Source organism: Algoriphagus kandeliae (genome assembly GCF_004571135.1).
GTDB classification, from domain to species: domain Bacteria; phylum Bacteroidota; class Bacteroidia; order Cytophagales; family Cyclobacteriaceae; genus Algoriphagus; species Algoriphagus kandeliae.
The window spans coordinates 145,759-160,524 of the sequence record NZ_SPSB01000001.1 but is presented as its reverse complement, the minus strand read 5'-3'; the positions used below and the strand labels follow the sequence as shown (position 1 = coordinate 160,524).

Below are 14,766 nucleotides of genomic sequence, written 5' to 3'. Positions count from 1 at the left end.
TTATTTTTTCACATCATCACTGTAGTACCCATAACCATAACCATAACCATAGCCATAGCCATAAGAAGACTTTTTAACATCCACACCATTGAATATTGCATATAGATTTTCAAGCTTCTTATTCTTTTTCAAAGCATTTAGAGAATCAATAAATGCACGCTTGCTATAATTTTGCCTAAATACAAAAAGAGTTAAATCTACATGTGAAAGCAAATCAATTGTCTCACTTACCAATCCAATTGGAGGAGTATCTAAAATTACGATGTCATAATTTTCCTTTAAAGATTCAATAAGCTTTGTAAAATTCTCTGAAAACAAAAGTTCTGCAGGATTTGGAGGAGTAGGACCAGACAAAAGAACATCTAAGTTTTCAAACTCTGTTTTTTTAACAACTTCTTTCCAATCATCAATCTGACCACTTAAAATATTCGAAAGCCCCTTATCATTTTGAAGATTAAAATCTTGAAAAATTTTGGGTTTTCTCATGTCACAACCAAGTAAGACAGTCTTCTTACCCGTGAGACTATAAACAGAAGCTAAATTTATAGCACAAAAAGTCTTTCCTTCTCCTGAAATGGTTGAAGTAACAAGAAGGGTGAAATTCGAATCTCGTTGTAACACAAACTTCAAATTTGCTCTTAAAGACCGAAATCCTTCAGCAATTCCAGATTTCCCCTGTTTAAAAACAACTAAATTACTTTCATCTCTATTAAACAATATGGTAGATAAAACCGAAACCTTTAATCGATTTTCTAGATACTTCAAATCCTCTATTTTAGTTCTAAAGACCTCTCTCAGGAAGACAAATAAAACCGGAAACAAAATACCGATAATAAATGAAACAATGTAATTCTGGTTAGGCCTAGGGGAAATTAAATAACCAAAAGATGCAGGTTCAATTATTTTATTATTTACGGTATTTGAAGCTTTTGTGATAGCAGCTTCAGCTCTTTTTTCCTGTAGATAAGTGTAAAGATTTTCACTTAAACTAAACCTTCTTTCTATCCGGATTAAATTCTGTTCCGTTTCAGGAAGAGACCTAAATGAATTCTCCATTTGATTAATTCGTTCCTGCAAATCCTCAATTAACAGTTTAGAATTGTTATCAACATTTTTTAATACCTCCTGAATTGAATTATTGGAATCTTGGATTTTCCGATTGATCTCAATTACAGCTGGGGACATTTCTGTCATTGTCGCTAACATCCTTGATTTATCATTTTGTAATGCTAGCAAATTTTGTATCAAACCATTTAGAATCGGATCATCAATTCCAATACCTGATGGAACTACAAGATCTTTATAATTTTCTCTGATCAAATAATCTTGAAGATTCTGGTAATACCTCCTTTTGAATTGTTCATTGTTCAATTGAGTCTCTAACTCAGACATTTTATCAAAAACCGCAGCTCCTTCAGTACTAAGGTTGTAAATTCTATTCTGAGATCTAAAATTTTCAAGCTCATTTTCAAAAAATTTCAAAGAATCTGCCACTCCAGAAACCTGGGAATCTATAAACTCAATAGTATTTGCATAAACCTCATTTTTTTCTTGCAACTCTTGATCCAAATAAGTTTGCATAAGAGTATTAAGATAAACCATACCCATAATTGGATTGGGAGTAACTATCCCAAGGTTTAAAATTGATGCACCTCTTTCAACAAGTTGAACATTTAGGTTATTGGAATAAATTGAAGCAAGTGTATTGATATCACGTAAAACAAACAAGGTTTTACCTTCCTTGACTATATCAATTTTTGAGATTTTTAATGAAAAGTTATCAGTATTTATCCATTCATTAAATTTATAAGTCTGTGACTCAGGAATATTCTTTAAAATTACGCTTGATCCGTCTGTCAATAATTTTTGATATTTTTCATCTGGAAAACCCAAGGTAAAAATCGAATCATTTTCCCATGAAACTTCAATTAAACCATTGATAACCTGAGGGCTATCCCATTCGGCCTGAATTAACAAAGGCGAATTATTATAAAGTCTAGTATTTCTAAAAGAACCCGCCTGATAATATTCAATATCAAAATCAAGTTTTCTTAAAGTCTGAAGAGCGATAGGTTTAGACTTTAGGATAATCATTTCATTTTGAAGCCCCATACTTCCCACATCTGAGATCGTGGGTCTTTCAAATAGTGCAATTGCAGATTCTTTCTCTTTAATGAAAAACTTAGAGGATGATCTATAAAGAGGATCAGTTACTTTATTAATCAAAAAAGCAATAGAAAAAGCTATCATCAATGATACCAATATCCAAGGCCAAAATTTTATTAGCTTGTTTACAAAAGTTTTGAAGTCAAAAGAGGACTCATTTTTTTCTTGGATTAGGTCGTTATCTATCTGTTCAAAATTCATATCAATTCGAATTCGAAATTAAAGTCAAAATCAGTGCAATCGCAGTAATCGTAGTAGTCAATAAAGTTAATGATTGAATAAAATTAGTGGTATTTCCAATCTCACGAACTTTTAAAGGTTCTGCATATATAAGATCATTGGGTCTTATAAAATAAAACTCCGATCCTAGTAAGGCTTTATCATTAAGATTAATTCTGTGAATTTGTGATCCAGTTGGATATTGCCTCACCAAAACTATTTCATCTCTTTTGGCTAATATACTTAAATCTCTTGCTGCAGCAATTGCCTCAAAAATTGTAACTCTATTTTGAAGTATAGTGATTTTACCAGGACTATTAAATTCTCCAAGAGCACTGAACCTTATTCCACCTAACCTAACTCTAATAAAAAACTCTCCTTCTTTAACATATTTAGAAACCTCTTTTTCAATAACTGTCTGTGCCTGTTCAGTAGTCAACCCAATCAATTCTATTTCACCAATGAGAGGAAGCTCTACAAATCCTTTGTCATCCAATGTATATCCATTCATAAAAAAAGCGTCTCCTCCTGCTTGTCCGCCTCCTCCCATCATCCCCATATTTTGATTATTATTAGTGAATGGTGAAAATAAAGCATTCAATTCTTCGTCTCTAGTTGTAATAGTAATGTCTACTATATCAAATGGTTGCAAAAAATATTCAGCTGTTTGATAAGCAATTAATTCTCCTGTAGAAACAACAGGCGAGTCCTCCTCTACATCCTGCATATAGATGAGCTTCTTATTAGAAATACAAGATGAAAACGCAAAAACTAGCAATACAACATAAACTCTTCCAATGTATTTATTCATAATTTTTTAAATTAACTCTTTTAAATAATGCTATAATTATAGCCTAGCATCCACGTATTTTTTATCTAAAATCCCCTTCACATCAAAAACTACTTGTTGAGGGGATTTTGCTATTTTAAGGTTTTTGAATTCCCGGTGTGCTACAGCCAATATAATTGCAGAATATGATTCTAATACGGGTGAATCCGGAAGTAATTCGATTCCATACTCATGTCTAACTTCCTCTCCATTGGCCCAAGGATCATAAACATCCACATCCATATCAAAGGATCTGAGCTCATGGTAAATATCTATTACTCTGGTATTTCTTACATCCGGACAATCTTCCTTAAAGGTGAACCCTAAAATCAAGACTTTTGAGTCTATCACCTTCAAATCCTTGCGCATCATATGTTTGATAGTCTCAGTAGCAACATGCTTACCCATACTGTCATTCAAGCGACGGCCTGCAAGAATAATCTCTGGATGATAGCCAATTTCCTGAGCTTTTTGCGCAAGATAAAAAGGATCTACTCCTATACAATGCCCTCCTACTAATCCAGGCTTAAATTTCAAGAAATTCCATTTCGTACCAGCAGCCTCCAAAACTTCATGCGTATCTATTCCTAGTAGATTGAAAATTTTCGAAAGCTCATTAACAAAAGCAATGTTAATGTCACGCTGTGAGTTTTCAATAACTTTTGCCGCTTCAGCAACTTTTATCGATGAGGCTTTATGAGTTCCTGCAACGATCACCGTTTTATATAGCTGATCAACATATTCTGCTACTTCAGGAGTACTTCCTGAGGTTACTTTTAGAATTTTGGATACAGTATGTTCTTTATCACCTGGATTAATTCTTTCTGGAGAATAGCCTACAAAAAAGTCTTGGTTGAATTTTTTACCAGAAACCTGTTCCAAAACTGGAACACATTCTTCTTCCGTAACTCCAGGGTAAACAGTTGATTCATAAATCACCACATCTCCCTTTTTGAGATATTTTGCAATATTCTCCGATGCCTTAATCATCGGAGTCAATACTGGGCGATTGTGTCTGTCTGTAGGGGTCGGGACTGTAACAATTAAAATATTGCAATCCTTTAGATCCTCAGAATCCGTGGTATTGTATAATCCTACTGAGCCAGGGATTGGATTAGATTTTGATAAAACTGATTGAAGTAACTCATCCTCGACTTCCAAAGTAAAGTCATGACCAGAATTGAGATCATTGATTCTTCTTTGATCAATGTCAAATCCAACAACAGGGAATTTTTTGGCAAACTCTACTGCTAATGGTAATCCAACGTAGCCCAAGCCAATGATGGCGATTTTTGATTCATTAAGTGGTTTCAACATACAAATTCTAAAATGCTTACTTTTAATTACTTACAGCTTCGCCCTTTCAGTCCCAAAAGAAAAAGACCTAGAAAAGGTTGATGAAGCCATTTTCAAAGTTTTACTAAAAACAATTAGTTAAAGAAAACGGTATAAAATGAATAAATGAGTACCAAAGTTACTCACTTTACATACAGGGCAAAACTAATAGAAAAGCCTTGAAAAAAAACCTTCAATTCTTTCTATTTCTAATGGCTATTTCCTTTTAAAAAATATAGTAGACTAAATTGACCAAAGAAGGCACCCATGTGTTTTCCTTGGTAAAATTCTGGCCTGCTATTCTGTTCAGATTGCCACTGATAATTATATGCATAAATATATTGGGCTTTGGCTGAGAGAATCAAATGACTCCATTTTTGATCCCATAGCAAACCAATACTATAGTCAACCCAAGGCTGCTTGGAAGAATTTCTTACAAATGCCCTGTAAAAGAAATCCTGATGGTTAACCAACCTCTCTAATAGCAAACCTCTCTTATTTAATCCTGTGATTTGGCTGATTTCAAGACTTTGCACATTCGAACCAACACCTGGTCCTGTGCCCAAGGCTTCCCCATAATTTGAAAATCCACGCGCCTGTCCATGAGTGTGCCAAGTATATCCTCCCCCAAATCCAGCATAACGAATGGTTCTATTAACGGATTGCTGCTGATGAAGCATCTCTCCTCTTACTTGAAAATATCTCCCTTCTTTGGATGTGGACCAAAGTTTTTTAAATCCTGCCAAATAAGCTCTTGCATGTTCAGGATTCAGGATTGCCTCCCGCCAATTATAAGCATGGTCCCTTCTCCCATATTCAAAATAAATTTCAAATTTACCTTTAGGAATCACCCATCTGCCAAAAAATGTTACTTGTTGGTCCCTCCCCTCTCCATCCTTATCAAAGCCATAAACTGTTTTTTGAAAAGGCTCAAATATTGGGAAGTAATCGACAAATTTCTCTCCTTGTTGCTCTGAGTATTGTTGATGGGTTCTAGATATTCCAAAATAGAATCCCGATACCCATTTCGGTTGGTAGGTAAGGGTAATTGCATTCAAATATTTGTAATCTCCAGTGAATCGATTAAATAATCGTTGATTCAAATTCGGCAATTGGGATGGGAAATATCCAGAGTCTTCCAACCTGCCAACGATTATTTCTCCCTCAAAACTTCCTAGGAATGTTTTGGCAGGTCTACTAGTCCTGAGGGTAAAGTGAGGAAAACTGCGAGCATTGTTGCTAAATGTCAGTGAGGAAAATTGTCCAGGTCCCCAGAAAATATTTTCAGTAGAAACCCCTGCCTCTAAAAAGCCTGCCTGAATTGTGATTTTGGATTGTCCCCACCAAAGGAATGAGATAGGTTCATCTCCAAAACGCTCCGGATAGTCTCCAAAACTCCAATAAAAAAACCTAGCCCTATTTACAGATTCTGGAAACTCGCCAGAAAATCCTTGAAATGGACGATTCTGTGCATAAACAAATTCAGGAGCTAGCTGAACTCTGAGTATTGAGTATTTTAAAGATATTCCAAGACTTGTGTAGGTCTGAACTCCTACATTGGGTAACATAGGACCATTTCCCCATCCGTAAGGCCTTTTTGTATTAAATGCAACAGTTTGCCTTAATGGAAGAATCGAGAAATACCGGTTTTTAGAATGCGGGATCGAAAGCGTATCATTTTTATAATCCCCATTGAGCACCTTTTCGAAACTTAATTTGGCAAGATCTATAGGGCGAACATTAAATGAATAATTATCTTGATTAAAGCCAAGTACTTGCCCTCTTCTATAAGATTCCTCAAGTACCGGAAAGTTTGGTTGTAAGGTTTGACTAAATCCCAAATTTGAGAGGATAAAAAATACTATTGGGACAAAAAGTATCCGATTATACCCAGTTTTTGCCTTAGAATAACTAAATTGATATCTATAAAACAAAGTTTTCAATATTATGAAAAAGGCTTTTTGGATCGTAATTTTTACTTTTTCCTTAATGTATCCTTCAACCATTTTTTGTCAAGAAATACATGCATTGGATTTCGGAGTTGATCCAAATGGAGAAAAAGATAACAGTATAATTATCAATAAATTAATTGACTCCCTTTCCCAAAAAGGAGGAGGTACCATTCTATTTCCTGAAGGTAAATTCCTATTAGATGATGCAATTATTCTAAAGTCCAACATAAAACTTCAAGGAGTTTCCCAAGATGAGACTCTCTTCTTTCGGAATCCAACGTCCGGCAATTGGAAAAACACTAAAGCCCAAGGCCTAATCACAACCAATCCTTCCATTTTGAATGATCGAATTATTGTTGAGCATATTCGGGTAAATGGGAATTTTGAGAAAAAAGCCAGTGGAGGAAAAGGTGGGATTTGCCTTCGCAATTGCACTAATTCAACCATTCGATCTGTAACTACTGAAAACACTTGGCATGGATCAGCCTTTTATGACTTCAAAGGGGCAAAATCAGGCAATCTAATTGATCAGGTGATTTCCCTCAATGCCCATACCTTTACCTCTAAGGATAATTCGGGTCGTCCTCGTGGAATATTGGTCACCGATGCAGGTTCGCTTGTGAAAAACAGCAAAAGTTCCCATGCTGGTACTGGATTTTATGCAGGTGGAAAAGACATTGTTTTTGAAAATAACCATGCGGAATATTGGTTTGAGGACAATGGCTACTACCTGATAGTCGACAATCTACGAGTTTCAAATTGTACTGCCAAGGGAGGCGATTCTCCCGAAAAAGGATTCGGATCCGGTTTTGCAATTGCCTATAAAAAGGGGGCTTTGATCGAAAACTCTAGAGCTGAAAATTGTAGCAACTATGGCTTTCGAATCCATGTACCGCAATCTGACACCCAACTGACAAATAACGTTGCATTTGGCTGCGGAAATGGTTTTGGAATTGAAGTAGCTTCCCACCCCTTTCCTGAAGTAGCTTCCAACCTTCTTTTCGAAAAAAACACTGCTGAAAATAGTGGTCTTCATGGTTTTCTTTTTCGACAGATGGATCATGTAGAAGTAATAAATAATAAAGCGATTAATGGCAATCAACGTGGTGTCACCCTATCGACTAGAGGTGCTATTGCAATCAAAGAGTATGTGTCAAACAGTATTTTCGAGGGAAATCAATGTCTAGATAATCAATCCAAAGCAACGCAGTTATATGGACTATACGATTATTCGGTGGATCAAATCACCTCGGCAGCCAAAAAAGGAAAAAACAACCGAATCAAACATAAATCTGCTAAAGGATCTGATGTTTTTCAGTAGTTTTTTAAAAGCATGTTTTTAACAAACCCAACCAATTTCAACTGTCTTCCGAGACGTTTGGGTTCAGTCACCAATCGATAAAACCATTCTAACTTTAAATTGATCATCCATTCCGGAGCTCTTTTGGTCTTTCCTGAATAAATATCAAAACTTCCTCCTAATCCAATGTAGATGGCTGGGTGAATATTTGACAACCTGGTCATCAGGCGTTCCTGTGCCGGGGAACCCATAGCCACAAAAACAAAATCCGGTTTTTTTTCAGTAATTGTTTTTTCCAAGCCAAGCATTTCTTCTGGCTGAATGTATCCATTTCTGTATCCTACTAGATTAATGCCTGGGAATTCCGATTTCAGTTTTTCAACCGTAGCTTGGATGATTTCTTCTTTGGCGCCAATGAAATAGAATTTTTTCTCAAGATGATATCTTTGAACAAATTCCAGCCAAAGTTCTACACCTGGGATTTTTGCTACATTTCGTAAGCCTTTTTGACCTAGAGCCCATACAGCCCCCACCCCATCCGGATAGCCAATGTTTTGATTGATTACCTCTTTTAATTCGGGGTCGGCATTTCGGATTTTTTCGGCATTTACTGCCACCAAAATTTTATTTTGGCCTTGCGCAAAATCCATGAGCGAACCTTTATCAGGAAATCCGAAAATTCGAATGCCATTAACCAACCTGAACTCAGGATTGAAAGATGGTATGGATTTTTTTTCGGAGTCTTGAATTAACTTCTTCTGCTCTATATCTGTGGGCTGTAGCAATTGCACTGTTAGATAAATTCTGTCTAAATTCCTGATTTTGAACGTAAAATTCTAATATTTTTTCCTTTAAGTCCTTAACGCTTCCTGGCTCAAAAACGATACCGTTCTTTCCTGAATTCAAATAAGTAGCCATTCCACCTTTTCCACTACCTATTACAGGTAAACCGCAAGCCATGGCCTCGAGTCCGACTAATCCTAAGCTTTCTTCCAATTCCGAAGGAAAAACGAATGCATCCCAAGTCAAAAAGATTTCTCGGATTTTATGCCGGGGAATATTACCTCTGAATTTCACTCTTGAGGTTATTCCAAGCATTTCGCAAAGTTCCTTGAACTCAAATTCTAAATCTCCTGGACCACAAATTTCGAGTAATAAATTTTCTCGAGGCAATTCCGCAAAAGCCCGGATTAAAGTCTCTACTCCTTTTCCTTTATCTAGCCTACCCAAATAACCAACCCGATTGAATAACTTATTTTTAGATTCGCCGGGATAAAATATTTGGGGATTAATTCCACCAGAAGGATAGATCTCAATCTTATCTTTATTCACTCCAATGGCTTCAACTTTGGGGACAAAGAAAGCGGAAGGAACAATCACCAAATCAGCATTTCTAAAAATGGGAAGGTTCCATTTTCTCATCCATTTATAAAACCGTCCTTTTCCCAATATATCCGTCCCATGGGCATTTAGGAAGATTTTTTTGTTATGAGAATTTTTCCAAAAGTGAAAAGGAATCAAGGAATGTTGAAGGAAATGAACATAGACGAGATCAAAGTCTCCACGATTTAATTTTTTGATAGATTCAAAAATAAATCGAACATATTCTAATAGTAACCGAAATCCTTTTTTCTTCCCATAGATTACTGTTTTATCAACTATTTGAATAGAGTCATCGGGAAATTCATGTTCGAAATTTCTTACAAATACCCCAAAATTCGGACTGCTTTCCGAGGGGTACATATTTGAAATCATATAGACTTTTAGCTTCTCCAAATTTTTGGACCAAGCCCATTAACAACGCCAAGGCTAATCCCTAACATAGCAGAGTTAAAAATATGACCTGCTAAAAAAGAGATCAGAAGCAGAATAAGGTTTACAGCCCAAATAGGCGATTCGGTTAAAGAACCACTAAAACTTCGGATTGTAGCCCAAAGAAAAATACCTAAAACAAGGCCTAAACCCAGGAAACCATTCATAAACAACAAATCAAAAAAATCTATTTCTATGGTATGGGGATCCCCATGATAGATTCCCATTAATTGTAAAAACTCTTGGTTTCCTACTCCAAATAAGTAATCCCAAAAACTATAGACAGTCGGAAAAAAGGACATAGCTCCCATGACCATCTGATTCCTGCCCGAGAGAATAAAGGTCAATAAATCTAAACGCTCGTAAAAAAATAAAATCCGGTCTATCAAGCCTGTTGCCTGAATACCCCAAACTATTAAAGCTCCCATTCCCATCGCCAAGAAGGGTAATGACAATAGTCCAACAAACCTTCCTATTGTAATCCTTTTTTTGAGAAACTTGGGTAATTCCAATAATCCAACGATTAGGATTATACCTAAAATGGCTGTTTTTGAAGTATTCAAAACCCCTAAAACAAGAAGAAAGAGAAAAAAGAAAAATCGGAAAATTCCTGTCCAATTTTTTGTCTGAAACCAAGCCGCACTAGCAAAAAGCAAAAAGATCCCAGCGACTTCATTTCCCGCAAAAAAGAAACCTCTTCCTCCAATACCCTGTCCTTCCGGACTATCATATTGACTGTAACCTATTCCCAATACACCCAATAAAATATTTACAGCAATCAGCCAGAAATTAAACCAAATAAAGGCATTCCAAAATTTCTTAAGGCCTTGAGAGTTAAAATCTAAACTATAGAAGAAAAAAAAGGATATTGGGAACAAGATAAGCTTAAGGTTATATCCAAAATTTCCCACGACTGTACGAGTTTCCCCAGTCAGCATCGCTTTAAAAAGTAAGGGTAGTAGAAAAAAAAGTATTAAAGAGAATGAAGCCAAAAATATCATTGGCTTTTTGAATAAAAGATAGCTTAGCATTCCAGCCAACATCCCCATTTTGTACAGTTGAGAAATACTGATGCCTATCCCAATTCGCATCAAAACCCCATTTATGCAATCTACCAATAAATAAGTAATTGCCATAAAAAGAAGAATTCCCTGAATAAGGGAAAAAAGGATTTCGGTAGTCTGATTTTTAGCTAGACTTGTCAAATTGAATTTTGAAATAAGCTACCAATACCCTCACAAAACCAAGTAACAATCCCAAAAAGACAGACAAAGCCAAAATCAATGGAATATTGGGTTTGGATACTTGGTAAGAAACTACTGGGGGATTAATAATTGTAAGTTGTGGAATATCCTCTTGAACCTTGATTTTAGCTTGATCTAGCTGCACAGCCAGGTTATTATAAAGGTTACTTGCTAGGTTATATTCAGCCTGTAAACGCTCTTCTTGAGCTCTTGCAGAAGAAAAGCTCAAATTCTGATTCCTATCCCTGAATACAGATAAATTATTCTGGGTTTGATAAAATTTCTCCTGAGCTTCCTCATAGCGCTCTTGGATAAAATTCAAATTTTGAATAGCCTTTTCCGTTTTATACTCAATGACATATTCGGAAAGCAATTCAAAAACAAAAACAGCCACCTGAGCAGACACTTCTGGCGAAAGCGTCTCAACTTCTAGGGTTATTGTCCCAGTCTTTGCATCATTCGTGAGGGTGATGATCTTACGATACTCATTAAACATCGGTACTAATTCCCTTCTTAAAAAGATTAAGGAATCCTGTAATTCAGTTTCTAAATCCAAAGGAGGAGGATCCTCGCCAAACAATACATTCGGAAGCCCGATGGTGTATTTCTTTATCAAGGAAGGAATAGAGGGTCTTCTATTTTCTTCTACAAAAAGACCTAGTTTTTGATTTTTACCGTCTAATTCAATAGTCTTTTGACTTAGCTTCCAAAGAAATGGGTAACTATAAATAATCTCTTGATACAATTGTGGAGAGATTGAGCCTATTTCCTGTCCTCCATTCATTCCCCCAAGATTCAAACCTGACAATCCTCCTAATTGCCTCATCAAATTATTGGAAGAGGAGCTGCTTTGAGCAATAAATTTTAGGTTGGAACTGTAATGATTTCTTGTCAGAAGAATTACCACCAAACCAAGTCCCAGCAGGGCAAGTATAGCCGTTAAAAATCTTTTCTTCTGATTAGAAAAAAAGCGGATCAAATCTCCGATATCGATGGTTTCATTAGCCATGGAATCGTTGGTTTTTTATTAGGTATGACTTGAAAATTCCCCTAAGTAAACTATTTCTAAGGAGAATTTGCACCGACCTAGATTTTAGATCTGTTTCTGGATAAAGAAATTGAACATCCTCCTTTTGGAATGTTCCTGCAATAAGTGCTTTAGAAAATGCCGAAAACTGATATTTATTGGCAAACTTCTTCCACAACAATTCCAATGTGGGATCTTTTACTTCTTCAATAATTTTTTTAACCGCAGAAAATATGTGGCCTGGAAAACTTACCTGGTAAACCTGACCGGAAAAAAAGCTCTTTGAAGTCATGCTTTCACTATCAATTCGATATTTGGCACTTGGCTTATTGATAAAATAAATCCCCTGCTGCTTATCAAGCAGCTTCGCCCAAAGACTCACATCTTCACCGTGAGCAGGTAAGGATTCTGGAAATCCTTCCACGGAATCAAAAGCTTCCTTAGATACAGCAATTGCAGAAGTCCAAAAAGGTGGAGAATTCAGAAGGTTCAAATTTAAAACCTCAGACAACGGAATAAAACCTTCACTCTTTCCGAAAACAGCCTGAATTGGAGCTTGCCTTTTCTCCTCACTTGACCATATTTCCCAGGCAGTGGAAAAGAAATATTTATTTGGATTCGAATCTATCGCTTTTTTCAAGTTTTGCAGGTGATATTTTTCCCATACATCATCTGCATCCAAAAAAGCTATCCACGGATATTTGGCAGCCTTTACACCTAGATTTCGAGCTGCACCTGGCCCTATCTTTCCTGCTTGAATCAAATGGATTCGCTCATCCATGTAAGATTGAATCACTTCTAAGGAATTATCTATAGAAGCATTTTCGATCAGAACTAATTGGAAATCCTGAAATTCTTGGGCAAAAACAGAATCCAGCGTTTCCTTCAGCTCTTTTTCCTTATTGTGAACCGGGCAGATTATGCTAAACATCTATTCCCTGATTGCATTTTTTTTTCCTAAATGTAAGTTTGCCATCTCCTTAACTCCAACCCATTCCAAATACCATCTAGCTCGGAAAAGACTGAGTTTTTCCTTCCAACTCAATCCTTTGAATCCAAAAATCGTGACTGGTGGTCGGAGTATCCAAAGCGTAAATTGTAATTTCCTGAATGTGGAAAAATCCTTGAAAAAACTATAATACATTCCCCCTGAGGTGCGTCGCTTTTTCTTTATCAAAGCCTGAAAACTTTTCCTAGAGGGGTGTTTCACAATAGCTTTTTCAGCATAAGCAATGGTATTCCCTGCATCAGTAGCACGCTTAGTCCACTCATAATCTCCACCAGACATCAGACTTTGATCGAAGAGACCGACCTGATCAAAAACCTTTCTTTTAACAAAGAGATTGGCTGTAATGCTTTGCTTATTCTGCAAGACATTTCGGTCTTGCCTAAATGAAAAGCGACTTTCAAACAAAAAAGCCTGATGATCTCCGCCTTTGGGTTTGAAAAACTCCATCTTCCCTCCCACTAAATCAAATCCTTGATCCAATAAACCAATCCCTTCCGCTAACCATTCAGGAACGGGTATACAATCCGAGTCGGTAAAAGCAATATATTCTCCCTTAGCGTGATCAAGTCCTAAATTTCTGGCAGCATAAGAACCGGGCTTTGGTTGAGTAAGTATTCTCACATTTTCAGCCCAATCAACATCTGATGGAGGAACGGTTTCCGGATCGTTATTCACTACGATGATTTCAATCTGATCTTGTGAATAGGTCTGATTTATTAAGGCCTCCAAACAGGTCGGTAGCAAATGCCACTCCCGATAGGTTGGGATAATTATAGAAACAAACGGTTGCTTATTCATCAAGCTTTTTCTCAACTTTTGAAAGTTGATACGACTCATAAACCCTTGCAGCAGCAGTCAAAGGATCGATAGGATTCAAAAGCCCCCATTGCTTAGCTTCCGAAGAATAGGATCTTTTGAAATCTTCGGAAAGAAAAAACTGGGCTTTTGCCGGATCTCCAAACTTTTGTAGGGCAAAACCTAATTCAAAACCGGGTGGATTGTAATTATAGCTGTATGGAGATTTGGAAAGACTGCTTTTGAAAGAGACTGTTCCAATCGCTTTAACCATGGACTTAAATAAAGAAGACTTAAAAAACTGCAATTCAGGGTAAACATTATGAATCAAGCCTAAGGCATACAAATTGAATCCATGATACCCAACTGATTTTAAATAAGTGTATTCTTTTTGGTTTTTAGGAGTCCTAAACTCGCGATACCTTTCAAAAAATAAAGCCTTCCTTCCCACTTTTTGATAACCAGTTGGATGATGCATAATGACACCGTCAGGATACACTTTCATGGTATCCTGCAACGCGTTCAAAAAATCAAGGATTTGCGATTGCATATCCTGATCTCCATGTTGTGCCACTAGATTTCCTGATGCAGCAAACCAAAGTTGATGATTAAAAGTCGGATCAAATCCTCTGATACTTCCATCTACGTTGACGGTTTCCCAGGCCTTGTGCCTCGTTGAATAAGGATGAAGCTTAAAGACATCTGAAGCTACTTGAATTAGCTGATCGTCTCCAAAAAATCGATAGGCATACTCCAATGCCTCCAAGGTCCAAGCTTGTCCCATTAGGCCATTAGCAAAGTCTTTTTTGGGATTTTTCCGATGCCAAAAGGTAGCTTTCATGGGCCTAGCCTCCTCTGACATCAAATAACCCAAGCATTTTTCTGCTGCTTCTTTGAATTTCTTTTCTCCGCTCAACTCATGGGATTTCAAAAAAGAAATCAACCAATGAGAGGTATTTCTTACGGGTGTTTCAGGATCTTTATAAGGGCCATTATGCCCAGGCTGAAAAGAACCATCAGAATTCTGTTTGGAAAGGGCGGACCAGCTGGATGTAACAAGTAATTCTTCCGTATTCAT

General features: G+C 36.6%; 12 protein-coding genes. 1 reads left to right on the top strand and 11 read right to left on the bottom strand.

Annotated elements, in window-relative coordinates:
- The 4 genes from E4S40_RS00705 to E4S40_RS00690 form a co-directional block, all read right to left on the bottom strand.
- On the bottom strand, nt 1-2,367 hold the full coding sequence (locus E4S40_RS00705; RefSeq protein ID WP_135069376.1) for a GumC family protein: 2,367 nt from the start codon (nt 2,365-2,367) through the stop codon (nt 1-3).
- Nucleotide 2,368: 1 nt separating this feature from the next.
- The gene (locus tag E4S40_RS00700) at nt 2,369-3,196 is read right to left on the bottom strand and encodes a polysaccharide biosynthesis/export family protein (protein ID WP_317129199.1); all 828 of its coding nucleotides are present in this window, start codon (nt 3,194-3,196) and stop codon (nt 2,369-2,371) included.
- A gap of 36 nt (nt 3,197-3,232) precedes the next feature.
- Nucleotides 3,233-4,531 carry a nucleotide sugar dehydrogenase gene (locus E4S40_RS00695; protein WP_135069373.1) on the bottom strand — a complete coding sequence of 433 codons (1,299 nt, stop codon included), beginning with the start codon at nt 4,529-4,531 and terminating at the stop codon, nt 3,233-3,235.
- 227 nt (nt 4,532-4,758) lie between these two features.
- Nucleotides 4,759-6,390: a capsule assembly Wzi family protein gene (locus E4S40_RS00690; protein ID WP_237563097.1), complete on the bottom strand. Its 1,632-nt coding sequence runs from the start codon at nt 6,388-6,390 to the stop codon at nt 4,759-4,761.
- 106 nt (nt 6,391-6,496) lie between these two features.
- On the opposite strand from E4S40_RS00690, the gene E4S40_RS00685 reads away from it, so the two are divergent.
- Entirely contained in the window at nt 6,497-7,822 is a 1,326-nt protein-coding gene (locus tag E4S40_RS00685; protein WP_135069367.1) for a right-handed parallel beta-helix repeat-containing protein, read from the top strand.
- On the opposite strand, the gene E4S40_RS00680 is transcribed toward E4S40_RS00685, so the two are convergent.
- From E4S40_RS00680 to E4S40_RS00650, 7 genes are read right to left on the bottom strand one after another with little or no spacing between them, the layout of a single operon-like run.
- The gene (locus E4S40_RS00680) at nt 7,816-8,451 is read right to left on the bottom strand and encodes a WecB/TagA/CpsF family glycosyltransferase (protein WP_135069364.1); all 636 of its coding nucleotides are present in this window, start codon (nt 8,449-8,451) and stop codon (nt 7,816-7,818) included. The genes E4S40_RS00685 and E4S40_RS00680 overlap by 7 nt on opposite strands.
- A 55-nt stretch (nt 8,452-8,506) precedes the next feature.
- Entirely contained in the window at nt 8,507-9,544 is a 1,038-nt protein-coding gene (locus E4S40_RS00675; RefSeq protein ID WP_161971743.1) for a glycosyltransferase, read from the bottom strand.
- A 20-nt stretch (nt 9,545-9,564) separates the two neighbouring features.
- Entirely contained in the window at nt 9,565-10,749 is a 1,185-nt protein-coding gene (locus tag E4S40_RS00670; RefSeq protein WP_135069359.1) for an O-antigen ligase family protein, read from the bottom strand.
- Between the two features lie 52 nt (nt 10,750-10,801).
- Nucleotides 10,802-11,866 carry a GNVR domain-containing protein gene (locus E4S40_RS00665; protein ID WP_135069355.1) on the bottom strand — a complete coding sequence of 355 codons (1,065 nt, stop codon included), beginning with the start codon at nt 11,864-11,866 and terminating at the stop codon, nt 10,802-10,804.
- Nucleotides 11,859-12,815 carry a glycosyltransferase family 2 protein gene (locus E4S40_RS00660; RefSeq protein ID WP_135069352.1) on the bottom strand — a complete coding sequence of 319 codons (957 nt, stop codon included), beginning with the start codon at nt 12,813-12,815 and terminating at the stop codon, nt 11,859-11,861. The genes E4S40_RS00665 and E4S40_RS00660 overlap by 8 nt, the downstream gene beginning before the upstream one ends.
- On the bottom strand, nt 12,816-13,691 hold the full coding sequence (locus E4S40_RS00655; protein WP_161971742.1) for a glycosyltransferase: 876 nt from the start codon (nt 13,689-13,691) through the stop codon (nt 12,816-12,818).
- Entirely contained in the window at nt 13,684-14,766 is a 1,083-nt protein-coding gene (locus E4S40_RS00650) for an agl cluster protein AglQ (protein ID WP_135069346.1), read from the bottom strand. Before E4S40_RS00650 ends, E4S40_RS00655 begins: the two co-directional genes overlap by 8 nt.